The 24,009-nt window shown below is 68.7% G+C and carries 20 protein-coding genes and 1 pseudogene; 9 read left to right on the top strand and 12 right to left on the bottom strand.

What is annotated here, in order from left to right:
* Positions 1 to 50: 50 nt before the first annotated feature.
* The 3 genes from GCL84_RS30705 to GCL84_RS21480 all read left to right on the top strand — a co-directional run bounded on the left by GCL84_RS30705 (position 51) and on the right by GCL84_RS21480 (position 5,022).
* Complete coding sequence (locus GCL84_RS30705) at positions 51 to 1,700, top strand: ATP-binding cassette domain-containing protein (RefSeq protein ID WP_156757305.1); 1,650 nt, start codon at positions 51 to 53, stop codon at positions 1,698 to 1,700.
* Entirely contained in the window at positions 1,697 to 3,394 is a 1,698-nt protein-coding gene (locus GCL84_RS21485; RefSeq protein ID WP_156757304.1) for an ATP-binding cassette domain-containing protein, read from the top strand. The genes GCL84_RS30705 and GCL84_RS21485 overlap by 4 nt, the downstream gene beginning before the upstream one ends.
* Positions 3,395 to 4,131: 737 nt before the next feature.
* A complete protein-coding gene (locus GCL84_RS21480; RefSeq protein ID WP_235926540.1) occupies positions 4,132 to 5,022 on the top strand; it encodes an SMP-30/gluconolactonase/LRE family protein in 891 nt (296 codons plus the stop codon).
* A gap of 326 nt (positions 5,023 to 5,348) precedes the next feature.
* Here GCL84_RS21480 and GCL84_RS21475 read toward each other — a convergent pair whose 3' ends face one another.
* The 4 genes from GCL84_RS21475 to GCL84_RS29450 all read right to left on the bottom strand — a co-directional run bounded on the left by GCL84_RS21475 (position 5,349) and on the right by GCL84_RS29450 (position 8,424).
* The gene (locus GCL84_RS21475) at positions 5,349 to 6,074 is read right to left on the bottom strand and encodes an NADPH-dependent F420 reductase (RefSeq protein WP_156757303.1); all 726 of its coding nucleotides are present in this window, start codon (positions 6,072 to 6,074) and stop codon (positions 5,349 to 5,351) included.
* Positions 6,071 to 7,108: an LLM class flavin-dependent oxidoreductase gene (locus tag GCL84_RS21470; protein ID WP_156757302.1), complete on the bottom strand. Its 1,038-nt coding sequence runs from the start codon at positions 7,106 to 7,108 to the stop codon at positions 6,071 to 6,073. The genes GCL84_RS21475 and GCL84_RS21470 overlap by 4 nt, the downstream gene beginning before the upstream one ends.
* Positions 7,109 to 7,293: 185 nt before the next feature.
* A complete protein-coding gene (locus GCL84_RS31060; protein ID WP_407924417.1) occupies positions 7,294 to 7,959 on the bottom strand; it encodes a DUF2252 family protein in 666 nt (221 codons plus the stop codon).
* Positions 7,960 to 8,244: 285 nt separating this feature from the next.
* Positions 8,245 to 8,424, bottom strand: a complete 180-nt coding sequence (locus GCL84_RS29450) for a cysteine hydrolase family protein (protein ID WP_197523416.1) — start codon at positions 8,422 to 8,424, stop codon at positions 8,245 to 8,247.
* Between the two features lie 83 nt (positions 8,425 to 8,507).
* Between GCL84_RS29450 and GCL84_RS21455 the strand changes: the two genes are divergently transcribed.
* The 4 genes from GCL84_RS21455 to GCL84_RS30240 all read left to right on the top strand — a co-directional run bounded on the left by GCL84_RS21455 (position 8,508) and on the right by GCL84_RS30240 (position 12,852).
* Complete coding sequence (locus tag GCL84_RS21455) at positions 8,508 to 8,972, top strand: MarR family winged helix-turn-helix transcriptional regulator (protein WP_156757301.1); 465 nt, start codon at positions 8,508 to 8,510, stop codon at positions 8,970 to 8,972.
* A gap of 97 nt (positions 8,973 to 9,069) precedes the next feature.
* The gene (locus tag GCL84_RS21450; protein ID WP_156757300.1) at positions 9,070 to 11,832 is read left to right on the top strand and encodes an ATP-binding protein; all 2,763 of its coding nucleotides are present in this window, start codon (positions 9,070 to 9,072) and stop codon (positions 11,830 to 11,832) included.
* A gap of 148 nt (positions 11,833 to 11,980) precedes the next feature.
* Positions 11,981 to 12,526, top strand: coding sequence for an NADPH-dependent F420 reductase (locus GCL84_RS21445; RefSeq protein ID WP_156757299.1), 546 nt, complete (start codon positions 11,981 to 11,983; stop codon positions 12,524 to 12,526).
* Between the two features lie 14 nt (positions 12,527 to 12,540).
* The gene (locus GCL84_RS30240; RefSeq protein WP_235926539.1) at positions 12,541 to 12,852 is read left to right on the top strand and encodes a MoaF-related domain-containing protein; all 312 of its coding nucleotides are present in this window, start codon (positions 12,541 to 12,543) and stop codon (positions 12,850 to 12,852) included.
* Here GCL84_RS30240 and GCL84_RS31055 read toward each other — a convergent pair.
* The 5 genes and pseudogenes from GCL84_RS31055 to GCL84_RS21425 form a co-directional block, all read right to left on the bottom strand.
* Positions 12,776 to 13,036 (bottom strand): annotated as a pseudogene (locus GCL84_RS31055) (hypothetical protein); the annotation flags it as partial. The gene GCL84_RS30240 and the pseudogene GCL84_RS31055 overlap by 77 nt on opposite strands.
* Positions 13,037 to 13,199: 163 nt before the next feature.
* Positions 13,200 to 13,721, bottom strand: a complete 522-nt coding sequence (locus tag GCL84_RS30235) for a flavodoxin family protein (protein WP_235926550.1) — start codon at positions 13,719 to 13,721, stop codon at positions 13,200 to 13,202.
* A 114-nt stretch (positions 13,722 to 13,835) separates the two neighbouring features.
* Positions 13,836 to 14,762: a DUF5996 family protein gene (locus GCL84_RS21435; RefSeq protein WP_156757298.1), complete on the bottom strand. Its 927-nt coding sequence runs from the start codon at positions 14,760 to 14,762 to the stop codon at positions 13,836 to 13,838.
* Positions 14,763 to 14,797: 35 nt separating this feature from the next.
* On the bottom strand, positions 14,798 to 15,097 hold the full coding sequence (locus tag GCL84_RS21430) for a GNAT family N-acetyltransferase (RefSeq protein WP_156757297.1): 300 nt from the start codon (positions 15,095 to 15,097) through the stop codon (positions 14,798 to 14,800).
* A gap of 35 nt (positions 15,098 to 15,132) precedes the next feature.
* Positions 15,133 to 15,810, bottom strand: a complete 678-nt coding sequence (locus tag GCL84_RS21425; protein ID WP_156757342.1) for a flavodoxin family protein — start codon at positions 15,808 to 15,810, stop codon at positions 15,133 to 15,135.
* Positions 15,811 to 16,097: 287 nt separating this feature from the next.
* Here GCL84_RS21425 and GCL84_RS21420 point away from each other — a divergent pair, with 287 nt between their 5' ends.
* Both GCL84_RS21420 and GCL84_RS21415 read left to right on the top strand, forming a co-directional pair.
* Complete coding sequence (locus GCL84_RS21420) at positions 16,098 to 16,574, top strand: lactonase family protein (protein ID WP_156757296.1); 477 nt, start codon at positions 16,098 to 16,100, stop codon at positions 16,572 to 16,574.
* Positions 16,575 to 16,729: 155 nt separating this feature from the next.
* Positions 16,730 to 17,194, top strand: coding sequence for a hypothetical protein (locus GCL84_RS21415; RefSeq protein ID WP_156757295.1), 465 nt, complete (start codon positions 16,730 to 16,732; stop codon positions 17,192 to 17,194).
* 690 nt (positions 17,195 to 17,884) lie between these two features.
* Here GCL84_RS21415 and GCL84_RS21410 read toward each other — a convergent pair.
* From GCL84_RS21410 to GCL84_RS21400, 3 genes are all read right to left on the bottom strand, one after another.
* Positions 17,885 to 20,359 (bottom strand): tetratricopeptide repeat protein, encoded by a 2,475-nt coding sequence (locus GCL84_RS21410; RefSeq protein WP_156757294.1) that lies wholly within the window; start codon positions 20,357 to 20,359, stop codon positions 17,885 to 17,887.
* A 116-nt stretch (positions 20,360 to 20,475) separates the two neighbouring features.
* The gene (locus tag GCL84_RS21405; RefSeq protein ID WP_156757293.1) at positions 20,476 to 21,693 is read right to left on the bottom strand and encodes a hypothetical protein; all 1,218 of its coding nucleotides are present in this window, start codon (positions 21,691 to 21,693) and stop codon (positions 20,476 to 20,478) included.
* 873 nt (positions 21,694 to 22,566) lie between these two features.
* Positions 22,567 to 23,774 (bottom strand): IS3 family transposase gene (locus GCL84_RS21400; protein ID WP_156757292.1). Its coding sequence is split into 2 segments (ribosomal slippage): positions 22,567 to 23,522 and positions 23,522 to 23,774, totalling 1,209 coding nucleotides; the frame shifts between segments, so codons are not numbered across the junction.
* Positions 23,775 to 24,009: the final 235 nt, after the last annotated feature.

Below are 24,009 nucleotides of genomic sequence, written 5' to 3'. Positions count from 1 at the left end.
CCCGGCCGCGCGTTCCCGTTCCCAGGACCGGACCCAGGTCAGGAGGCCACATGTCGGCGACGCGGTTGCTGCTCGACGCCGCGCGCGCGGGCGGTCGCTGGACGGCCGCGCTGGTCGGCGCGGCCGGCTGCGACGCCGCGTCCCGGCTGCTGCTGCCCGCGGCGCTCGGCGCGGCGCTGGACGCCGTGCTGGCCTCGGCCGGGGCGGTGCCGTGGGCCGTGCTGCCCGCGGTCGCCGCGCTCGTGGCGGTGACGGCGGTCGAGGCGGCGCGGGAGGTCGCGGAGGCCAGGACCGCCGCCCTCGCCGCACGGCGGCTGCGCGACCGGGCCGTGCGGCACGTGCTGCGGCTGGGGCCCGCCACCGCGCCCGCCGACGCGCTGGGCCGGGTCGTGGAGTCCGCGGCCGTCGCCTCGGGGGTGGTGCCCGCGGTGACGGCGGGGTTCACCTCGTTCGCCACCTCCGTGGGCGGCCTGGTCGCGCTGGTGCTCGTCGACGTGCGCGTCGCCGCGGTCGTCGCGCTGGCCACCCCGCCGGTGTGGTGGCTGACCCGGCGCTTCGTCGGCCGGGTCGTGGCGACCACCGGCGGCTACCAGCGCGCCCAGTCCGAGATCACCGCCCTGCTGGCGGCGGCGGTGCGCGGGGCCCGCACCATCCGCGCGGCGGGCACGACGGCGGGGGAGGTCGAGCGCGTGTTGCGCCCGACGGCCGCGCTGCGGCGCCACGGCGCGCGATTCTGGGCGGCGCAGCGCGGCGTGGGCTGGCAGCTGGGCCTGCTGACACCGCTGGTGCAGCTGGCCGCCCTGGCCACCGCGGGCTTCGGCCTCGCGGCGGGCAGGCTGACCCCCGGCGACGTGCTGGGGGTCGTGGGGTACCTGGCGCTCGCCCTGGGGTTGCTCCGGCAGAGCGCGCTGGTCGGGCGGCTGGCCCAGGTGCATGCCTCGGCCGCGGGCCTGGCCGGGTTGCTCGCGCTGCCGCCACCCCCGGCGGGGACAGCGCGGATCCCACCCGGCCCCGGTGAACTCCGGCTGCGCGGTGTCGGTGTCGGGTCGGTCCTGCGGGATGTGGACCTGGTGGTGGCCGCTGGCTCGACCGTGGCGGTCGTCGGCGCCTCCGGCTCCGGCAAGTCGACCCTCGCCGCGGTGGCGGGCGGCCTGGTCGCCCCTGACCGCGGTTCCGTCTCCCTGGACGGGGTCCTGTTGTCTGATGTGGACCGGTCGGACCTCACCCGGGTGATCGCGCACGCGTTCCCGAAGGCGGTGCTGCTGGGAACCACGGTCGCCGATGCCGTGGGGTACGCCGATGACCCACCGCCACCCGCCGCGGTCCGCTCGGCGTTGCGGGTGGCGGTCGTCGACCACGTCGTCGACCGGTTGCCGCTGGGGGCGGCGACACCGGTCGCGGACCTCCCGCTCTCCGGAGGGGAACACCAGCGGCTCGGACTGGCGCGGGCGTTGAGCCGGGACGCCCGGGTGCTGGTGCTGGACGAGGCGACGTCGGCCGTGGACCCGGCCACCGCCTCGGCCGTGGACGAGGCGCTCGCCGAGCGGGTGCGGGGGGTGACGACGGTGGTGGTCACGCGCAGCCTGTCCACAGCGGAACGGGCCGATGCCGTCGCCTGGCTGGAGAACGGGAGCCTGCGCGCGGTGGCGGCGCACGCGGAGCTGGTCCGCGACCCGGCGTACCGGGCGGTGCTGGCGTGAGTGGGGTGCGGCGGTTCGTCACCCCGCTGCTGCGGGAGCACCGGCGGGAGTTGGTGCTGCTCGCCGGGTGCGCGGCGGTGGAGGCACTGCCGGTGCTGCTGTCCGGCCAACTGGTCGCGGCGGCCCTGGACCGGGGGTTCCTGGCCGGGTCGCCCGCCTCGGGGGTGGCCTTCCTCGCGGTGCAGGCGTGCGTGGCGGTGGTGGGCGCGCTGGCCGGGCGGCAGGCGGTGCGGCCGACCGCGGTGCTGGTGGAGGGCCTGCGGGACCGGGTGGTGGAGTCCGCCGTTCACGGGGCCCTGGTGGCGGCGGTGTCGTCCGACCGACCGGGTGGCGCGGGTGGGGCGGCGCGGGTCACCCGGCAGGTCGAGACGGTGCGGGTGCTCGCCGGGAGCCTGCTGGTGGTGGCGCGGACGGTGCTGTTCAGCCTGGCCGCGGCGGTGGCGGGCCTGGCGATGCTGGTGCCCGTGGCGCTGGTGGTGACCGTGCCGTGCCTGGTGTTGGGGGCGGTGGCGCTGGTACCGGTGACCCGGGTGTGGAAGGCGCGGTACGAGGAGGCGCTGACCGTGGAGGAGCGGCTGGCCGAGGGCGTGGGCCGGACCCTGGAGGGGCTGCGCGACGTGGTGGCGTGCGGGGCCACCGGGCGCGCGGCGGCGGAGGTCGACGACCTGCTGCGCGCGCAGGTCGTGGCGCGGGGCAGGGTCGCCACCGCGGCGGCGGGGCGGATCGGCGCGTTCGCCGTACCCGCCCGGCTGCCGCTGCTGGCCCTGCTGCTCGGCTCGCCGCTGCTGCTGTCGTCGGGCGCGGTGACGCCGGGAACCCTGGTGGGAGCGGCGACGTACCTGGTGGTCACGGTGGAGCCGGTGACGCGGACGATCGTGGAAGCCGTGGGGAACCTGGGACTGGAGTTCGCCGCGGTGCTCGGCCGGATCGCGGCGCACGACCGGCCGGTGCCGCCGGGCCGGGAGCGCGGGCCGGGCGGTGACCTGGTGCTGACGGACGTCGGGTTCCGGCACGGGCCGCACGCGCAGCCGGTGGTCGACGGGCTGTCGGTGCGGGTCGCGGCGGGGGAGCACGTGGCGGTGGTCGGACCCACGGGCACGGGCAAGTCGTCGCTGGCCGAGTTGGTGGCGGGGCTGCTGCCGCCGTCGCGGGGGCGGATCACCCTGGCGGGCGGATCGGTGTCACCGGTGCTCCTGGTGCCGCAGGACCCGTACGTCGTGGCGGGCACGGTGCGGGAGAACCTCACCTACCTCCGCCCCACCGCGAACGAGGCGGACATCGTGTCGGCGGCGCACGCCATCGGCTCGTCCGACCTGCTGACCCGACTGGGCGGCCTGGACGCCGCGGTCCCCGACACCCTGTCCGCGGGCGAGCGGCAACTGCTCGTCGCCACCCGCGCCTACCTCGCCGACGCGCCGTGCACGGTGCTCGACGAGGCCACCTGCCACTTGGACCCGGACGCGGAGGCCCGGGTGGAGCGCGCCTTCTCGGCCCGCGCCACGACCCTGGTCGTCATCGCCCACCGACCCGCGTCCCCCCTGCGCGCCGACCGTGTCCTCTACCTCGACGGACCCGCTACGGCCATCGGCACCCACGACGACCTACGCGCGGATTCCCCCGCCTACCGGCGGTTCACCGACCACTGGCGCACAGCGAGCGATCCGCTGGTGGAGCACGCGGACAGAGCACGGTGACCCGCGGCCCCGAGGTGCCACCCTCCGACGAACGGGCCAAGTCCACAGCGTCCCTGCGGAACGGCTCGGGGTACTTCGACCTGCCTGACACGGGGAGCATCCCTCGCTCAGAGCGTTGTCTGGGATCAGGGTGATCGATCCAAGGGGATAACCTCAGTTGCCTGAGATCGTGTTGAGAACGGCGGCGAAGATTGCCTGGTCGCCCTCTTCGTGTCGCTTGGGTCCGAGGAGCATCAACGGTCCTATCCCTACCGTGACGCCCCACGGGGATACGTATCCCCAAGTGGCCGAGGGGGTATCGACCGTTATGCCCACGCGCTCCGGCGGCGGGGTCAACTTCCTCTGTCCTGATCCGGCGACAACGGTGACCGGTACGGCCGCAGCTCGGCGCTACGGACGACAGGGATCGTCAGGCTGTCCGGCAGCAACGACGCAGACTCACTCCTGCAAGTTGATCTTCTCGAACACGCTTTCAGTGGCGCCGTTCCTGGCGCACTCGGCGGCCTCGCTGGTCTGCGTGGCGGCAGCCGCTGTCCACGGCCGCTACCGAGGATGGTCCGATGTGCGGTTCACCGGCGAACCGACCGCTCCTCGGTGAGTCGGCACGACCGGCCCCCAGGAAATCCGGTCATGCGCGTACCGGTCCCGTATCGCTCTGCCCATCGGTCGAATACGGTGCTCGTGAACCCGAAGCAAGCCAACAACTCGTCAGTCGCAACAACAAGAGGGGCCGACACGTGAGCGCGTTGACCACGATCGTCACCGGAATGTCGTTCACCGAATGCCCCCGGTGGCACGACGGTCGCATCTGGTTCTCCGACTTCTACACCAACCGGGTGCTGTCCTCGGCCGAGGACGGTTCCGGTCTGACGACCGAGCTCGAGGTGCCGAACCAGCCGGGCGGGCTGGGCTGGCTCCCCGACGGCCGCCTGATTGTGGTCTCCGCGCGGGACCACACCCTGCTGCGCCGCGAGCACGACGGACAGGTGGTCGTCCACGCCGACCTGAGCAAGCACGCCGGCGGCAACCTCAACGACATGGTGGTGGACTCGACCGGTCGTGCCTACGTGGGTGACTTCGGCTTCGACCTGCATGTCGGTGCGGACCCCGCCACCACGACCATCACCCGGGTCGAGCCGAACGGGACCGTCAGCGAGGCCGCGAGCGGCCTGCATTTCCCGAACGGCTGCGTCATCACCGACGACAACGTGCTGATCGTCGCTGAGACGTTCGCGAACCGGGTAACCGCCTTCGACATCGACGACAGCGGTGCTCTCGTCAATCGGCGGGTCTGGGCGACGTTCGGTGACGTGCCGACCGGCCCGGACCTCGCCTCCGTCCTGGGCCAGGTGGAGGTCGCGCCCGACGGATGCTGCCTCGACGCCGAGGGTGCCCTGTGGGTCGCGGACGCGCTGAGCGGCAAAGTGATCCGGGTGAAGGAGGGTGGGGACATCGTCGACGAGATCCAGGTCGACAGTGGTGTCTTCGCCTGCATGCTAGGAGGCGACGACGGTCGGACCCTGTTCCTCTGCGCATCGCCCGACTTCGATGCCGCCGCCCGAGCGGCGACCCGCGAGTCCCGGCTGCTGACCACCCGGGTGGATGTCCCGCACGGCGGTCGCCCGTAGCGGTCCACCGCAGGGACGGTCGGACCGTCCCGCCCGCTCGCGCCGCGTTCTCGCGAACGCCGCCGGAGAGGCGGGCAGCGTCCCGGCCCGGTCCCGTGGTGACCACCTCGCCCCGAGCGAAGGGACACCCGCCTTCGAGTCCGTGCTCGACGAACTCGGATGGTCGTCGAACCAGGCGCTCGGTCAACCGCAGGCGAGAAGCGTCCGACGATGGCGTCGACGTACAGGGGGTCGGCGGCGAGCGTCGTGCGGTCCTGCGGAGCGAGAACGATCTCGACCCCGCCGTTGCCGGGTGCGCCGCTCGACCGGGACCGTTCCGGTGTTGCTCACCCGATGGCTTCCCCGGCGGCTTCGTCGGATTCGGTCGAGCGGGCTCGCGCGACGGCACGGCCGCGCGGCGAGCAGGGGAAGCGCTCGAGCATGGCACGGACCTCGTCAGCTTCGACGTTCGCACCGAACAGCTCGGCGCCGGGTTCGAAGCGGACGCCTTCGGCGAGCGGGCCTGCGACGACGGGGTCGAAGCCGAGCGCGTCGACGAGCTCGGCGACCGCGGCGACGTCCGCTGCATCGTCGCCTGCGATCGCGAGCGCCTTGCGACCGGGCGTCGCGGCGGGACGGGCCCCGTCCTCGATGTCGTGGTAGCCCATGTGGTTGAACGCCTTGACCACCCGAGCGTCGGGCAGGAAGGCCTGCACGACCTCGCTGGAGGAGGTGCGCGGGTCGGTGAGGTCGTCGCGGATGCCGTCGGTCTCCCACCAGTAGTTCATCGCGTCGACGACGAGCTTGCCGCGCAGCGCGTCGGCGGGGACGGTGCGGTGCTTGCCGAGGGGGAGGGCGAGGACGACGACGTCGGCCTGCTCGGCCGCCTCGGCGGCGGTCGTGGCGGTCGCGCCGGGCGTGACGACCTCGACGATGAGCGCGATCTTCGCCGGGTCGCCCGATCCACCGACGAGCACGCGGTAGCCCGCCGCGACGGCGAGCCGCGCGAGCACGGTGCCGACCTTGCCTGCTCCCAGGATCGCGACGGTGGATTTCCGGACGCCGGTGTTCACGCCGTCTCGGCGAGGATGTCGCGGACCATCGGGATGACCTTGGAGCCGTAAAGCTCGACGCTCCGCAGGCGGGCGCTCATCGGCTGCGAGCCGCCGGTGTAGATCATGTCGAACCGGCCGACGCCGAGTGTGCGGACGGACCGGGCGATCTTTCGGGCGACGGCCTCCGGAGAGCCGACGTACATCGAGCCGTGCTCGACCTCGGCGGCGTAGTCCTCCCGGCGCAGCGGTGGCCAACCGCGCAGGGCGCCGATGCGGTCGTGCAGGACCTTGTAGCGGGGGTAGTGGAGCTGCTTGGCCTCGTCGTCGGTGTCGGCGATGAAGCCGGGTGAGTGCATGCCAACGGGCCACGCCGTGGTGCCGAGGCGGTCGGTGGCGCGCTGGTAGAGCTCGATGAGCGGGGTGAACCGGGCGGGCGCGCCGCCGATGACGGCGAGCATGAGCGGCAGGCCGTGGCGGGCGGTGCGGATGACCGACTGCGGCGAGCCGCCGACGCCGACCCAGGTGGTCAGGCGCCCGGAGTCGGTCTTGGGGTACACGTCGGCGTGCTCGAGCGGGGCGCGCACGGTGCCGGCCCACGTGACGGGCTTCTCGTCGAGGAGCTGGACGAACAGCTCGAGCTTCTCCTCGAAGAGCACCTCGTAGTCGGCGAGGTCGTAGCCGAACAAGGGGAACGACTCGGTGAACGAGCCGCGCCCGAGGATCACCTCCGCGCGGCCCGAGGAGATGGCGTCGAGGGTGGCGAAGCGCTGGAAGACGCGCACGGGGTCGTCGGAGCTGAGCACGGTGACGCCGGAGCCCAGCCGGATGCGGGAGGTGCGGCAGGCGATGCCGGCGAGCACGGTCTCGGGCGTGGAGATCGCGTAGTCGGGTCGGTGGTGCTCGCCGAGGGTGATGGCGTCGACGCCGAGCTCGTCGGCGAGCGTCGCCTCGGTGACGACCTGGCGGATCGCCTCGGCGTGGGAGACGAGGGCGCCGGAGTCGTCTTCGGGCACATCGCCGAAGGTGTCGAGGCCGAACGCGAGGTCGCTCATCGGGTGGCTCCTGGGTGTCTTCGTCGGTGCACGTGCAAGCACCGTCGGAAATGATGATACGTCAACAGAAGCAGCGGGGCGGCCGCCGGTCATGTCACCGGCCGCCTGCCCCGGTCGACCTCCAGCACCACGGGGTCCAGTGTCGGGCGCTGCGGCCCTCGCCGGATCGGCCGGTCGATCGGTCGTCACCGTCGCCGTGTGTGCCGGCCACGCATCGTCGGCGGCCCGTCCTCGTCGGAGACGAGCCGCCGGGCGGCCCCGTGGCGCGTCCGCTTCCGCGACTGCTTCTCGACGGCGCGCAGCGTGGCCTCGGCGAACTCCGAGGTGAGGCCGCGAAGCGGCACGTCGGACGGGAGGTCCAGCTCGCCCATCCGCGAGTAGCCGACCATCGCCGTGCGGTAGCCCTCGACCGCGGCGACCACGGCGTCCTCACCGCACCCGCGGGTGAGCCGTTCCGCGTCCGCGAGCACGTGGAGGCTGGTCGTGAGGCGCTTGAGGTCCCACTCGAAGGGCCTCGGCAGGGTTTCGTCGAAGTCGCGGACGTCGAAGAGCAGCTGGCGCTCGGGCGAGGCCCACAGCCCGAAGTTCAGGACGTGGGCGTCGCCGCACATCTGCACCGTCAGTCCCGAGTCCGGCGCCGCGCAGGTAGGTCCACGGCGAGTGCGCCATCCGGGAGTAGCGCAGCGGCAGGAGGGCGGAATCGTGAACGGCCTCCTGGGCGCGCAAGCGGTCGAGGGCGCTCCGCTGCCGGACGCTCGGGTCCCAGGCGGCCGCCGCCCGCCGAGGGGCGCGCCTGCGTGCGCGGCGTCGGTTCCAGTCGAGCGGGCCCGCGGAGTGTGGTCGTTCCTCATGCGATCGTCACAGCGGCGCCGGTCCGGTCGGTCGCATCCCGACTCACGAGTCGATCACCACGCACAGGGCCGTGATCCACCCCTCCCGCACCGGCCCGGCCGCCCCGTTCCCGGCGGCCAGGTGGGCGTCGACGATGCCCTCGGTCATCCGCGGGGGCGGAGCTCCCCGAGCCGCCGCAGAGTCCTCCCGGGTGTTGATGAACGTCCGGTTGATCGGCTTCTGGTCGGGGACGACGTCCTGCAGCCCTGGGATCAGGTGGCCGCCGCGCTCTTCGAGGACTGTGGTCAGGATCGTGGGGATGTCGAACGCTTGGCGGTCTTCGCGAGCCCGGCGACGTTGTTGACGACCAGCGTCGGCTCGTGGCTGTTGAGGTTGGCGAACTGGAACGGCTGGTGGTCGACCAGCAGGAGGACGCTCTCCTGCGGGGTCGGCAACGCATCGAGTCCGGTTTTCGTGGTGCTCATGGCCTGTCTCCTCGCAGCGGGTCGATCGGGTGGGCGGGTGTGCGGAATGAGTGACGCGTCAACATCACTGGTAGGCTCGGCGCGTGGGTGACACGCGCTGGCTCGACGAGCGGGAGGCGCGTGCGTGGCGCGGGATGATCGGCTTGCAGCAGCGGCTGACCGCGGTGCTGGAGCGTCAGTTGATGCAGGAAGCGGGGCTGTCGGGAGCGGAGTACACCCTGTTGGTGCCGCTGTCGGAGGCCCCGGGCGGGGTGTTGCGGGCGCGTGACCTCGGCCGGGTGGTCGGCTGGGAGCGCAGTCGGGTCTCCCATCAGGTCACCCGCATGGAGAAGCGCGGCATGGTCGCCCGTGAGGAGTGCGGTGAGGACGCGCGCGGTTCGATGGTCCGGCTCACCGACGCGGGCCGGATGGCCATCGCCGCCGCCGCTCCCGCGCACGTCGTCGCCGTCCGGCGGCACTTCCTCGGCGCGCTCACCGGCACCGAGCTCGACGTCATCGGAGCCGCGCTCGACCGGGTCCTCGAACGGCTCCCCGACAACGATGGATGACACCGCCTCCTCGATGGGGTCGAGTCCGGCGGGGGAGCCGACCTGCCGGGAGCCTCGGCAGCACGCAGGCGGCCCGGCGCGACGATCTGGAGTGGACATGGAGTTGTTCGGGCGGCGCGTCGAGACGGCAGCCCTCGACGGGCTGCTGGATCGGGCGGCGGGGGGCGCGGGTTCCGCGCTCGTGCTGTGGGGTGATCCGGGAATCGGCAAGACCGCGCTGATCGAGTACGTCGTCGAGGCGGCGTCCGAGGCCACGGTGCTGCGGTGCCGGGGCACCCGGATGGAGGCAGGCCTCGCGTTCGCGACGCTGCACGAGCTGCTGTGGCCGGTGGTGGACCGGCTGGAGACGCTCCCCGCTCCGCAGGCCGCGGCGCTGCGCGGTGCGCTGGGGATGAGCCTGGACCCGGCCAACCGGTTCCTCATCGGAGCGGCTGTGCTGTCGCTGGTCTCCGGTCTGGCCCGGGAACGTCCGGTGCTCGTCGTGGTGGACGACGCCCAGTGGATCGACGAGGCCACCGCACACTGCCTGGGCTTCGTCGCGCGACGAGTGCGGACCGACCCGGTCGTGGTGCTCCTGACCGGGCACGAGCGTCCCGCCACGGGGCCGTGGGAGGGACTGCCTGCGCTGCAGGTCGCAGGCCTGGCCGATGTCGACGCGCGCAGGCTGGTCGCCGCCGTCGTCCCGGACGCCGACGAGGCGCTGGTCGACCAGGCGGTCCGGGCGGCGGGGGGCAACCCGTTGGCGCTGCAAGAGCTGCCCACCCTCGATCGCGAGACCTCTGGCGATTCGCCCCTCCTGCCGTCCGGGGGACCGGTGCCGGTCGGGCCGCGGTTGCTGCGGGCGTTCTGCGTGCGGGTCGAGGCCCTGAAGCCGCCGACCCGGGCGTTGCTGCTGCTGGCCGCCGCCGAGGACCGGGGCGACCGGCACGTCGTGCACCGCGCCGGGGCAGGCTGGGGGGTGGACACGGCCGCCTGGGACGAGGCCCTGCACTCCGGTCTGATCCGCGCCTCGGGCGCCCGGCTGGAGTTCCGGCACCCGCTGATCCGTGCGGCCGTCTACGACGGTGCACCCTTCCTGGAGAGGCAGGCGGCGCACCGGGCGCTGGCCGCCGCCCTGCCGGCGGATGCCACCGCGGAACGGGCCTGGCACCTGGCGGCGGCCGCCGAGGGGCCGGACGAGGACGTCGCCACCCTGCTGGAGCAGGCCGCCGAGCAGTGCCTGCAACGGAGTGCGGGTCCGATGGCGGCGCGCACGCTGCGGCGGGCGGCGGAGCTCTCACCGGAGCTGCCTGCGGCCGGACGCAGGCTGGCCGCTGCCGCCCGCGCCGCTTGGGGCGCCGGTGACGCCGAGGCAGCGCGGCAGCTGCTCGAGGACGCCGAGCGCCTGTGCGGTGAGCCTGCCGTCGCGCGGATGAGCGGCGGGTTGCGCGGGATTCTCGAGTTCGCCTACGGCATGCCCGAACGGGCCCACCGCTACCTGGTCTGCGACATGGCCGTGGTCCCCGGGACCCGCCGCGCGGTGGAGCTGGGCACGGTCGCGGTCCGCGCCGCGTGGTCGGCCGGTCGGTCCGACCTCCAGCAGGAGGCGCTGCAGCAGGTGCGGGCCGTGGACACCGACGGCGACCCCGTGCTGTCGGAGCTGATGCCCGTGCTGCGCAGCTGGTGGTCCTGCTACGACGAGACCGGTTCGGTCACCCCGGCCCCCCTGCACCTGGACAGCGGCACGGTCGCTCGGCTCGGTGCGTCCGCGTGGGAGCTGCTCCCGCCCGTGCCGCTGGTCCAGGCATGGGGCTTCGAGGAAGGGCTGCTCGACGTACTGCGGGTGCAGGCCGCGCAGCTGCGGCGGCGCCACGAGCTCGCCGCGCTGGCCGTGGTGCTCGCGCAGACCGCGATCCTCGACCTCAACGCGGGGAGGTGGGACGCCGCCGAGGCTGCGGCGGCCGAGGGGCTGTTGCTGGCCGTCGAGGTCGGGGCGGACCACGTGGCGACGCAGTGCCACGCGTCCCTCGCGGCGTTGGCCGCCGCCCGGGGCGACGCCCGCGCCGTCAGCGAGCACACCAGCCGCGTCCTGCAAGTCTCGGTTCCGCGCGGAGTGCGGGCGCTCAGCGCGGGGGCGTACTGGTGCCGTGGACGGGCGGCGCTGTTCGACGGTCGTCCCCAGGAGGCGCTGAACGACCTGCTGCGTCTCGCCGAGCCCGGCCACGAGGCCGCTCACCCCGTCTTCGCGCTGGTCGGCGCCGTGGACACCGCCGAGGCGGCGGTGCAGATCGGGAACGCTGACGTCGCCGAGGCTCAGGTCGTCCTGGTGGAGGAGTGGGCGCAGCGCACGGACGCGGCCTGGGCCCGCACGGCCCGGCACCGCCTCCGCGCCCTCGTCCACGGTGGATCACCAGCGGCCGAGACTTCCTTCCGGGCCGCGCTCGATGTCGTGGGGGCGGGCGGACATCCGGTCGAGCACGCCCGCACCCGCCTGCTGTACGGGGAGTGGCTGCGGCGCGCGCGCCGGCGGGCCGACGCCCGGCTCCAGCTCGCCGAGGCAGCCCAGGTCTTCGACCGCCTCGGTGCGCAACCGCTGCGGATGCGGGCGCTGCGCGAGCAGGCCCTGACCGAGCGGCCTGCCGTCTCCCGCGAGCCCGATCCTGCGAACGCAGCCGGGCTGACCGCGCAGGAGCTGCGGGTCGCGCGGCTGGCGGCGGAGCGCCTGACGAACCGGGAGATCGCGGCGCAGCTGTTGATCAGCCCCCGCACGGTCGGCCACCACCTGGCCAACGTCTACCCCAAGTTGGGTATCACCTCCCGCGCCGAGCTGGCCCGGATCGACTTCGCGGGGGGCCTACGGCTCAGCGCGGCCGGTGACTGACCGGCCGTGTGCCGATGACCGATTGCGCACCCGACCTGCACGGACCGGGGTCCTCCTAGCGTTCCCGCGAGCCCTCCGACATGTTCGCCGACTGTCGGCACGCGGCTCGGACGACACGCTCGCCGCTGCGAGCGAGAAAGGAACACGTGTGAAGATCACCGTTCTTGGCCGAGGCAACGTCGGAGGCGGCCTCGCCGCGCTGTGGACCGCGGCCGGGCACACCGTCACCGCTCTGGGCCGCGCCGGCGGCGACGGCACCGACGCGGATGTCCTCGTGATCGCCGTTCCCGGCGACGGAGTCGCCGACGCGCTCGCCCGGGTCACCGGCATCGCAGGCAAACCTGCAGTCGACGCCACCAACGTCTACGGCCCGCGCAGTCCCGGCCACGAGTCGAACGCGCACCTCGTCCGGTCCCTCACGGGCGGCCCGGTGGCGAAGTCGTTCAGCGCCAACTTCGCCTCCGAGTACCCCAAGGTGGCGGCGCAGGCGACGCCCCCGGGCAACCTGGTGGCGGCGGAGCCGGAGATCCGCGAGCTTGTCGACCGGCTCAACCGGGATGCCGGGTTCGAACCGATCCACGTCGGCGGGCTGGAGATGGCCCGCCAGATCGAGGACATCGGCCCGCTGCTGATCGGGATCGCCCAGAACGGTGGCGGCCCGTACTTCTACCGGGTGTCACCGACCACCGCGTAGGGAGAAGCCCAGTCATGGCAGTTCAGCTCGTCGGCAAGACGTTCGCGGCGAACCTCGGTCAGCTGCAGGCGCGGTTGACCTCCGAATCCGACACGCGGATGACGTTCGTCGTGACCAGCGGCGCCGGGATGACGGCCGACGGCCGCAGAGAGACGGTCGACGTCGAGATCGTGGAGATCCGCCCGCAGCTGTACCTCGTCTCCTGGCGTGAGGCAGGCGGCGCGACTGTTGTCCACGTCGAGGATCTGGTCAACTCCACACTGCACTCGACCGTGACGCTCGACGGCAGGCTGTACCGGCTGGCCGGGACCTTCCAGGAGGCCTGACATGTCGAACAAGGACATCCTGCTCACGGCTATGCGCGAGCTCTTCCACGCCAAGGACGTGACGGCTCTGGACCGGTCGACGCGTGTGAGGTCCAGCGTCACCGTGGAGGTGCCGGCCCGGCATTGCTCCCAGCAGGCCGCCTGCCACGCCGCTCTTGGCGGGGATGCCGACCCGGACCAGCCAGTTGCCCGCCGTCGTACATGCCGCAGCCTGCCATCACCGCCGGCGTCCGGCGCGCCACGTCGGCGGGAACGACCCGGTTGCCGGTGACGGGCTGGACGCCAGCGTCGCGCCCATGACGGCGAGGTCCCGGACGGTGACCCGCACCGCGCACTGCCGGTGACGGTCACGACGCGGGTGGCGGGGTGGTGCAGGGCGGCGATGTCGGCGTCGGGTAGCGAGACCACGGTGTTCGCGCCGGTGACGTGCGAGGCGCCGTAGGTGTTGCCGTCGACGAACTTCGTGGGGTCGGTGTAGTCCGGAGCCACGACGATCCCGCCGAAGTGGTGGATCGTGTTGTACGGCGCGAGCAGCGTCGACTCCTGGCCGCCGTGCAACGTCTGGCTGGCGGTGAACCCGGCGTGGACCTTGTCGGCGAGCAGGCCCTGGCCCACTGCGGGCCGAGGCAGTCGATGAAGGTCTTGAGCTGGCCGGCGATGTTGCCGTAGCGGGTGGGGGAGCCGAACAGGACGGCGTCCGCCCACACGATGTCGTCGGGTTCGGCGGCCGGGGTCTGCGGCGCGGCCTCGGCGTGCGCGGCCTGGGCATCGGTGGCTTCGTGCTCTGCGGTGGTGGCCGGGCGGGCGACCCGGCGCAGCCGGACCTCGGCGCCGGCCTTCTCCGCACCTTCGGCCGCGTGGGGCGCCATCGCGTCGACGGTGCCGGTCGCGGAGTAGTACACGATCGCGAACTTGACGGTGCTCAGGCCCCTCCTGGGAGCGTTCTCGTGCGTGGGCGGGGAGGTGGTACGTCGCTGCGGTGGTCACGCCCACCGGAGGGGGTCGTCCTCCAGCGCGGCGCGGTCCCAGCGCCCGAGGTCCGCGGCGGCCTCGTAGGTGGTGCGGAGGAACTCGGCGACCGCGCCGTCGGGGTCGGGGGCGGCGCGCGCGACCCCGTAGGGCAGCAGGAACTGCTGGAGCTCCGTGCTGAAATACGCGCCGTCGGGTCCGACCGGCGCGTCGGCGAACCCGTCGGGTGCGGGGTAGGCGTAGGAGTAGAAGGCGCCTTCCTCGCCACCGCCGGGCCAGAACCCGCAGCTGGACAGCTCCCGGGAGTAGCCCTCGACCATGACCCAGTCCCCGCAGTTGGGCACCCCGCCCGGGTGCGGCGGGGCCGACCGCCCGGAGAAGCGGGTGCAGGCCAGGTCGAACGAGCCCCAGAAGAAGTGCACCGGGCTGACCTTGCCGACGAAGTGCGACCGGAACTCGCCGATCACCCGGTTGGCCTGCAGCAGCTGCCGCCAGAACAGGGCAGCCGCCTCGCCGTCGTAGGAGGCGTGGGTGTGGTCCTCGGCGAACGGGATCGCCGGGTCGACCTCGTTCGGGTGCGGTCGGATCGGTGCTTCGATCCCGAGATCGTCGAGCACGGCCATGACCCGGGCGTAGAACTCGGCGACCGGCATCGGCCGGAGCGGGACGCTCCGCGTGCCGCCGTCGCTGCTGCGGACCTCGAGCTGGTGGCCGAGGAAGTCGAACTCGAGCTCGAAGGCGCCCGCGCGGAACGGGATGGCCGACGTCGTCAACCCGCGCGGGCTGACGTAGAGGGGCACCTGCCACCAGTGGTTGAGCAGCGGCGCGTGCGCCATGCGGATCTTGCCCACGATCTGGGTCCACATGTGCAGGGTGTCGCGGGTGGGGGTCCAGTCCGAGACCCGCAGGCTCGGCCAGGTCGTCGTCGACGGTGTTGTCATCGGTTTCATGTCCTTTGCGGAGGTGGGAAGCGCCGTCAGTCCGTGACCTTGCTGGCGGCCCGGTACTCAAGGTGCGCGAGTTCCGGGTGGCGTGCCAGCCAGCCGGCGATGAACGGGCACACCGCGAGCACCCGTAGCCCTTCCGCCTGCGCCGATGCGATGCCCTCGCGGGCCAGCGACGAGCCGACCCCACGCCCTTCGAAGGTGGGATCGACCTCGGTGTGCACGAAGGCGAGGAGCTCCGGCGTGCGCGCGTACTGGGCGAAACCGGCCAGGGTCTCACCGTCGCGAGCCTCGAATCGGTTCGCGGAGCGGTTGTCGGTCACGACGATCATGTCAAGTTCTCCTCGTGGTCGGCTGTCGTGCCCGGTCAGCGGTACTCCGGGTTGGCGTGGTCGGGGTGGGTGCCTGCGTCCCACGCCGTGCGCTGGTTGCCGTAGGCCGGGATTCCGCCGGCGGCTCGGAGCATCGACGCGCCGTGGAGCAGGTTGTAGGTCATGAACGCGATGTTGCGGTTGGTGAATTCGTTCTGCGGGCCGCCCGAGCCCTCGTCGAGGTAGGACGGGCCTGGGCCGACCTCGCCAAGCCAGCCCGCGTCGGACTGGGGCGGGATCGTGAACCCGATGTGCTGCAGGCTGAACAGGATGCTCATCGCGCAGTGCTTGAGGCCGTCCTCGTTGCCGGTGAGCAGGCAGCCACCGACGCGCCCGTAGTACGCGTACTGGCCGCGGGAGTTGAGCACACCGGAGTAGCCGTAGAGCCGCTCGATGACCCGCCGGGTCACCGAGCTGTTGTCGCCGAGCCAGATCGATCCGGCGATGACCAGGATGTCCGCGGCCAGGACCCGGGGCAGCAGCGCGGGCCACTCGTCGGAGTCCCACCCGTGCTCGGTCATGTCCGGGCGGACGCCGGTGGCGATGTCGTGGTCGACGGCGCGGATCTGGTCCACCTCGACCCCGTTCGCCTCCATGATCGCCACGCTGCGGTCGATGACGCCCTGGGTGTGGCTGCGCTCGGGGGAGCGGTTGAGGGTGCAGTTGATGTACATCGCGCTCAGCCCGGTGAACTCGGGTCTCTGGGTCACGTCGGGGCCTGCGGAATCGCTCACGCGCCGAGTATGGGGAGGCGCGGGTCCCACCGGATCGGTCGGTCGATCCGTCAGCCACCACGCGACCGATCGAGCAGCCGATCCGCCCGACCCCGGATCTCGCGCCGCACCTCGGGCGGCGCAACATCTGGGTCCGCGGCATCGACCAGACCCACGCCGACGCCGTTCCGGTCACCTCCGACACCCGCCGCGGGAACACCACCTACTGGACCGACCACCCACGCTTCATGCTCTACCTGCAGGACACCGACGGCAACGAGGACTGGCACCTGCACCGCGTCGACCTCGACGCACCTGAAGAGCCCGCCGTCGAACTGCTGCCGTCGGTGTCCGGCAGCGTGCTGGCCTCGATGAACCGGCGGACCACCCACATCGACGTCTTCCGGATCGACATCGCCACCGGTGAGACCGTGCTGCACCAGGAGCAGGCCGACGACCTGGCCACCGTCCTGCTCGACCGCGCCAGCGAACCGGCGTTCCACGTGCTGGTGGAGCAGGACGGCTCGATCGTCGTCTCCGGCATCGACCGCGCGACCGGGGACCTGCGGCCGCTGACGCGCATGGGCGGTCCCGAGTACCCGCTGGGGATGCAGCCGCAGGTGGTGACCCCGGACGGCGACGGGCTGCTGGTCGGGTCGTTCCAGAACGGCGACCACCTGCGCTTGGTCCGCATCGACCGGGAGACCGTCGTCGCCGCCGTCTAGGACCACAGCATGGACGTCATGGCCCCCGGGGTGCTGCCACCCGCCCTCTACACCGCAACCTCGCCCCTGGCTCCCCGTTCCTGCTCGACCACCCTCGCACGGTCAACCTGCGCGAGGACCACGTCACCACGGCCCTGAACGGCTGGCTGGGGCGCTTGTTCCACTCGGACAACATCGACACCACCGTCGCCGAACTCCTGGGAGCACAGAAAGGCGTAGCCATCGCCCCGAACGTCGCCAACGCCAAAGCCCGCAAGGCCGACGCCGAACGCAGGCTCCGCAAGCTGCAAGACGCCATCGCCGCAGGCGTGGACCCCACAGCCCTGGTCGAGCCCATCAACCAAGCCCAAGCCGAACGCGTAGCCGCTCAGGCGGAGATCGACAACCACCGCGACGGCGACGAACTCGACCCCGCCGAGGTCTACGCGATGATCGATTCGCTCGGGGATGTGGCCCGCACGCTGGACGAACGCAAGCCACCGGCCCTGAACCGGCTGTACCGGGCGCTCGACTTGAAGATGGTCTACCAAACGAAAGAGCAGGCCATCGACGTGACGGCCTGCCCGCGTGTAGCTAGTGCGTGTGTCCGAGGAGCGTCAACGGTCCTATCCCTACCGTGACGCCCCCCAGGGATACGTACCCCCAAGTGTCCGAGGCCGTACCCAAGCACTGTCCCTACGCCTGGAGTTGGAATGACGCCCACGCGGGGGTTGTCGATCTTGCTTCGCCGTGAGGTGAGTGAGTGTCCGACACAGTATCTACGGCTGGAACTGCCGTAGAAACTGGCTCCGGGATGTCGGCCATGAGCCCGCCCGGTATCATCCGCAGCGACGGGCGAACAGCGTCCGTATTCTTTGTCCGGCACCGTCCCGAAGGACGGCCGAGGTGAACACCCTTTATAACTTACCCCAAACAGCGAAAAAAGCACGAGACACCCCGAATCAGGGGGCTTCCCAGTGGCCTAAAAGTCGACTTGAACTGTGTCATAGGGGTGATCTACCCATCGTCCTGTCCTCAGCCTTCAGCAGAGCCGAACAGGCAATGGAAGGTAGCCGACCTTCGCTGAAAGGCCCGTGAGTAACGGAGTCTCCGAGCCACTCTCAGGCGCTGTCCCTACGCCTGCAACTTGCACGATGCCCACGCCGGGGTAGCGATCTTGACCCTACCCGTGAGGTAAGCGAGTGTGCGAACCCCGCCACGCACCTGTCGTCATGCCAGATGCGTGGCGGGTCGCATCCATGGAGGCACTGTCTCCGAGGGCGACCGTGTTGGACGCACACGTGGCCACCCAATCAGCGGCCTGTGCTCGGCTATTCCTCCAGTGGAGTCACCTCGCGCAGTTCTGATATCTTCCCCGTACCAGCAAGGATCTCACGTAGTTTTTGAAGACAAATCACCTGAATTTTATGCTCATTATTCTCAGATGATTCAAGCAAATGCGTCACACCGAAATACTTACGCTCATCGTAATTATCTTCGTTGATCTCAATTAACTCGAACTTGTCGGTTGCCGTGTCAATTGACTCGCATATCAGTAAATCGATGAGACTAAAGTATTTCTTCCCGGATTCGCCTGCGTTTTTCTTGATGTCATCTATAAGCGCGTCTGACCTCACCTTGAATTCCATCCACTGACCAGATGACTTCAGATCGCGACCTTCGGAGAAGGCGACACCGAAAGGAATTTCGTCGACATCATACATATGATTCTTGCCGAAACTCAAGCCATAATCGAAGTACCCGTCTAGAATTCCTCGCGCAAGAAAGCCGTAAATTTCGAATCCGGGCAATATGTTATTTGATACAAGACGGACAAATTCTGCCACCACTTCCGTCTCCGTGGCGGGCGCCCGTGACAACTCGCGGTCTCCTGACTTTATCAGCAAACCGCGAGATTGCATCCTCTTAGCATCCTCTTTCAGCGCCTCTCCAGCATCATGAGTATTCTTAGCGTTGTGAGCGGATTGCTGAGTTCCTCGAAATAGCGCATCGCGCTTATCTGAAGTGAACGCTATAAGCGCTTTACATAGATCGAGGACGAGAGCATGCGCTTCTGCACTCAGGTTCTTGCGACCGTAGTCAGGTTTGTAGTCGCCGCCGAAATTGAGCAGGACGAACGTCCTGCTTTTATGTTCAGCGCCCGATCGATGCAAAAAGCTCTTGCGACGTCCAGTGGGAAAATCTCGAACGGCAACCAGAAAGCCGCCATTTACTTGAATTAGACTTTCAGCCAGAACGCTTGTGTCCGTGTCATCGGCGGGCAATTCTAGATGTTTTGCCGAGACGTCTTCATACCAACTGTTGTGAAACGCGTATGACACGTATCCACGCACTTCGAACCGATGAATCACATCCATATGGCGCGGATTCTTCGAGATTCGCTCAAGATATTTCTTGATCCACGATTCATCAAAATAGTCGAACAGCAGTTCGCTATTTTTTTTGCTCGCCGTAAGCAAACTGGATTTACGAGCACCTGCTTGCTTTGCCATGACATGCGGAAACAGAAAGCCGGGTTTAACGCTCCAGTTGCTAGTGTCTGTTCCCATGGTCAAGGAAACCGACACCTGTAGATCTTTCTGCCAAGGAGCAAGAGTTTCATTGTCACTGTTGTGGATATAGAAACCGATACCGGTCCGAGTCAGTAGGATATACTCAAGCCGCTTTCTTGCTATTTTCGGATCATCCCCAAGAAGTTCGCTCAAACGATTGTCAGGGAAACGCACTGAAGCGGTCGTGCCACTTGTCGAATCATCATCGCGATCAACCCGCTCCAGCGCAAATTCTGCTTGAGGATGATCCCCGATGTTTGTAGGATCAGAAGGGGCCTCGTCGAGAATCTTGTAGGTACGTTCGAACCAGTTCCTTCCATCCACAATGGTATATTTCCAGGAATCTTGATCGGTCTGCGTTTTCAGGCTAAATTCGGAGTGGCCGAACTGTAGAAATGTTAGCGCCGCTCCTTTTTCTCCGCGTGAACTGCGCTGACCAAGTCGGCGCTTTAGGGAGTAGTTCGGCTTCACTGCCCACTTTCGCTGCTCCCAGCCTATGCCGGTTCCATTGTCGCAAACAGTGAGAGTATTCCTAGAGACATCTACGTTTACAGAAATTTCGGGGATGAACCCGTCTTGATTCAACTCGCGTGCTGCAGCAGTAGCGTCCAGCGCGTTCTGCACTAGTTCGGCAAATGCATCGTAAGGGTCGTCATAACTACTGACGATGTTCGATATTGTATTGCACAACTCATACAAGGCTTCTTCGATTTTAGCTGGCTGTTGATCTGTTAGGAGTTCTACCAACTTGTCGGTCGACATCTCGGTCCTATCTGACGGAAGCGTGTCTGTAATACTAGCGCGTCCGAACGCTGGCCCGCCAATCGAGTTAGATTCTAGGTAAGTGATTACATTGTTTGGGAAGATGAATAAATGTGCCACAGACACGAGTGACGTATTGTCGCAACGACTAGTGCTGCATAATCTATGAGAATCGGCGTATCGCCCCGCTGATCGATAGGCGGAAACAAGGTTGTTCAGCGCGCCAAGGGTGTCGGGGTGGTCATCACCAAGCACACGACGCCGGTCCGCGAAGGTCTGTTCGAGTAATGGGATGGCTTCACTGCGCCGTCCTGCCGACTCGTCAGCTAGCGCAAGATTACCCACCGAGACCAAAATTTTCGGATGATCATCACCAAGCACCTGACGGCAGTTGACGAGTAACTGTTCCAGTAGTGGGACAGCTTCACCGAGTCGGCCCCTTAATCGGTAGGCGGAGGCAAGGTTGTTCACCGAGCCAAGGATATCGGGGGGTTGTCGCCGAGCACACGACGCCGGTTCGCAATGGTCTGCTCCAGCAGTAGAATGGCTTCGTCGAGCCGCCCGCCGATGCGTAAGCAAAGGCAAGATTATTTGCTGAAGTCAGAGATCGCGGCCAACCCCTCCTCCCGACGACCCAGCTCACCCAACCAGATCGAGAGGTTGTTGAGGCTGCCCGCGAGGTCGGGCAGGTAGGCGTCCGGGTTGGCGCGGTGGTGGTGGATGAGGCGTTGGGTGAAGTCGGTGGCGAGATGGGCGAAGCGTCGGGTGCTTTGGGGCAGCAGATCAGTGAGGGTGGTGATGAGTGGGATGGGTATGTCGGGATTGGCGGCGATGGTGTGCCGGGCGGTGAGGAGTGGCCGGGATGTTTCGGTTTGGGTGGTGATGACGAGGGCAGGTGGGGCGAAGGTGTGAGGGTGGGTGGTGATGAGAGTGGTGAGGTGGTCCGCGAGTTGGGTGGGGTGGGGTGTGCGGGTGAGGGCGCGGGTGAGGGCGGTGAGCATGGTGGCGGCTTGGTCAGCGGTGGCGGTCTCGGCGAGACGCCTGGTGAGGTTCGAGGTGTTCAGGGTTTGGTATGCGGCGTGGTGTTCGGCGAGACGGTCGGTTGGGGAGCGTCGAAGTGCCGTTCCAGGGCGGTAGGTGGGTAGAGGCTGCGCAACCACCCGGTGAGGTGGTGAGGGTGGGGTTGGGGTCAGCGGGGAGGCCGGGAGGGTTCGCAGGACGGGGTTGGCATCGTCGGGGGTGGTGAGTCCGGCGAGGATGGTGAGGGCGATGACGGTGTGCAGGGTGGTGGTGTCGAGTGCGGCAAGGGTCGGGTTGGTGGCAGCGGTGGTGTGCCAGTACCGGCGTTCGTGAAGCAGGACACGGCCTTCGGGAGTGGTGTTCGGGGTTCGTTGTTCTGGGGGAGAGTGGTGTCGAGGAGATCGGCGAGGGCGGTGAGGTGCAGGGTGAGTGGGTGGTCGAGGTGGTCGCGGTCGGGTAGGCGGGCGGCGATGTCGGTCCCAGAGGTGGTGGTCGAGGCCGGGGACCTGGGGCAGCGCGGTGGCGTAGGCGGCGATGACGCAGCGGTAGGTGGCCTCGGTGGCGGGAAGGGGTTCGAGTGCGTGGGTTTGGGCGGTGGCCAGGTTGTCGGCGATGCGTTCGTCGACGACAGGCAGTTCCTCCCACCATCCCGCCGCGGTGCGTGCGAGCAGCAGGATCTTGACCTGTGTGGTGGCAGGCAGCTCGGTCAGGATGGTGTGGAGCTGAGTGGGGCGGGTTTCGGCGTAGTCGAGGACGATGAGGGTGGGGCGGGCGAGTTGTCCCACGATCGCCAGCGTGTCGGCGGGTGTGTCGGGTGAGGGCCAGAACACCGCCCATCGGGCGGGGAGTTCATGGCCGAGTTGCAGGGCCAGGCGCGTCTTGCCCTACCCTCCCGGCCCATGCAGCAACCACACCCCCGGCCCCGGTTGTCCCGCCCAAGCCAACAGGTCACCCATCAGAGTCTTACGTGGCTGCCACGGCACGATCTCGTACCGGGCCAACAGCAGCGCCGACGGGGTGGGGATCGTTCTAGTGGTGGTGGCTGACAGCGGTGTGAGTTCGGCGCTGCCGAGGCGGGTGTCCGGGTGTCCGAGTACGGCCCGGAAGGTGGGGTCGTCCTACAGGACGTAGGCAGGGACGGCCAGCAGCTTGCTGTGTTGGGCGTTGGTCGGATCATGGGAGATCACCCCGATCACGGTGTCCCCGAGACACAGTGCGGCCCCGGACATCCCCGCCCACGGTGATCCACCGGAGCGTCGCGGCCTCGATCAACTCATCGCAACGCGGCCACGGCATCGACCAACTCGATCCCCATACTGCGTACCATCGCAGACCGAGCCAGCACGTAACAGCGCCACGCGACAGCCGTCGGATCGGCCAAGGTAGGCAACCGGGTGATGGACGCGGGCTGCGCTGCCAGTCATGTGCCACATCGGGCGAATACGAGCAGAACCCACCGGGGGTAACCGGGTAAATGACGGTGACCGGTCAGATTGCAGTCGGTACCCAAAAACTATTAATGAAAATGATTTCCAGTGTCCGAGGGGCTTCAACGGTCCCATCCCTACCGTGACGCCCACGGGGATACGTACCCCCAAGTGTCCGAGGAGCATCAACGGTCCTATCCCTTGGAGTGCCTCGAAGTTTCCGGACAGCGCCTAAACAGTGTTCGGGACTGTTGTTCTACGAGCGTGGTGCGCGTCGAACATTTCGCGTGGGGTTCGGTATCCGAGTGCGGAGTGTCGACGCCTCGAATTGTAGCGTAGTTCGATGTATCGGGCGATGTCGCGTCGGGCGTGTTCTCGTGTCGGGTAGTGGGTCCGGTGGGTGAGTTCGTTTTTTAGGGTGGCGAAGAAGGATTCGGCGAGTGCGTTGTCGTAACAGATTCCGGTGCGTCCGACGGAGTGGCGTATTCCGAGGGTGGTGAGTGTCGCGGCGAAGGTGGCGGAGGTGTAGTTGCTGCCTCTGTCGGAGTGGAAGATGGCGTTCTGGGCAAGGTGGCCTGAGCGGGCGGCTTTATGGATGGCTGTTTCGATCAGCGGGGTTTTGTAGTTGTCGTCCATGGCCCATCCGATGACCGCCCTGGTGTGGCAGTCGATGACGGTCGAGAGGTAGAGCCATCCTTCGTCGGTGGGGATGTAGGTGATGTCGCCGACGGTTTTCCGCCCTGGTTCCTCGGCGGTGAAGTCCCGTGCGACCAGGTCGGGGATGTCGTGGGCCTGGCCGTCCCCGCCGGTGAGGCCGAACCGCCACGGTCGGGGCTGACACGGGCGCAATCCCAGCTCACGCATGATCTGACGCACCAGTTCGGGCCCGCAGTGCACGTCTTGAGCGGTGAGATCGGCGTGGACACGGCGGTAGCCATAGGTGCCGTCGGACGCGGCGAAGAACGCGGTGATCAACCTGGAGAGTTCGTCGCGCCGTGCCGCGGTGGCCGATTCCGGACGCGTTCGCCATTCGTAGAAACCGGATCGCGACACAGCGAGCAACCGGCACATGCGGACGATCGGCAGGGCGGCGTGGGTGTTCGTGTTCTCGGGTGCGTGCTGTGCGTCGATGAACTCGAACTTGTCGCTCACCGATGATCCTTGGCAAAGTACGCTGCTGCTTTTTTCAGGAACTCGTTCTCCAACCGCAGCTCCCGCGCCTCGCGTTCCAACTCCCGCAACCGGGCCCGCTCCGACACGCCCAACGGCGCCTCCTCGCCCCCGTTCGCGGCCCGGTAGTCCTTCACCCATTTCCCGAGGCTCACCTCGTTGACACCGAGCTCTTTCGCGATCTGGGCGACCGGACGCTTGGTCTCGATCACCAACTTCGCTGCCTCCTCCCGGAATTCCGGGGTGAAACTCCTCCTCGATCGTGCCAACACCTTCTCCTTCCAGAGGGCCTATTTTAGACGGTCCACTGTCCGGAAACTTCGAGGCACCTCACCCTACCGTGACGCCCCACGGGGATACGTACCCCCAAGTGTCCGAGGACGATGGCCTTCGCTATCCCTACGCCTCGACCTGACACAGGCTTGAGCGGTCCATCCGACCGCGACGTGCCGTGGGGTAGGAGAGTGTCCGATCAGGCATTGTCCTTACGCTTGGAGTTGGCAT

It is taken from the genome of Actinokineospora pegani (assembly GCF_009745975.1).
Classification (GTDB): Bacteria; Actinomycetota; Actinomycetes; order Mycobacteriales; family Pseudonocardiaceae; genus Actinokineospora; species Actinokineospora pegani.
The sequence above is the reverse complement of the archived record's forward strand: the minus strand, read 5'-3'. Positions and strand labels throughout refer to the sequence as shown.

Excerpts from the sequence above, each read along its gene's own strand:
- GCL84_RS21470 (WP_156757302.1), bottom strand. The coding sequence starts at position 7,108 with ATGAGCGACCTCGCGTTCGGCCTCGACACCTTCGGCGATGTGCCCGAA.
- GCL84_RS21435 (WP_156757298.1), bottom strand. The coding sequence starts at position 14,762 with ATGACAACACCGTCGACGACGACCTGGCCGAGCCTGCGGGTCTCGGAC.
- GCL84_RS29450 (WP_197523416.1), bottom strand. The coding sequence starts at position 8,424 with ATGAGCACCACGAAAACCGGACTCGATGCGTTGCCGACCCCGCAGGAG.
- GCL84_RS30235 (WP_235926550.1), bottom strand. The coding sequence starts at position 13,721 with ATGGCGCCCCACGCGGCCGAAGGTGCGGAGAAGGCCGGCGCCGAGGTC.
- GCL84_RS21425 (WP_156757342.1), bottom strand. The coding sequence starts at position 15,810 with ATGTACATCAACTGCACCCTCAACCGCTCCCCCGAGCGCAGCCACACC.
- GCL84_RS31060 (WP_407924417.1), bottom strand. The coding sequence starts at position 7,959 with ATGAGGAACGACCACACTCCGCGGGCCCGCTCGACTGGAACCGACGCC.
- GCL84_RS21420 (WP_156757296.1), top strand. The coding sequence starts at position 16,098 with ATGCTCTACCTGCAGGACACCGACGGCAACGAGGACTGGCACCTGCAC.
- GCL84_RS21450 (WP_156757300.1), top strand. The coding sequence starts at position 9,070 with ATGGAGTTGTTCGGGCGGCGCGTCGAGACGGCAGCCCTCGACGGGCTG.
- GCL84_RS30705 (WP_156757305.1), top strand. The coding sequence starts at position 51 with ATGTCGGCGACGCGGTTGCTGCTCGACGCCGCGCGCGCGGGCGGTCGC.
- GCL84_RS30240 (WP_235926539.1), top strand. The coding sequence starts at position 12,541 with ATGGCAGTTCAGCTCGTCGGCAAGACGTTCGCGGCGAACCTCGGTCAG.
- GCL84_RS21430 (WP_156757297.1), bottom strand. The coding sequence starts at position 15,097 with ATGATCGTCGTGACCGACAACCGCTCCGCGAACCGATTCGAGGCTCGC.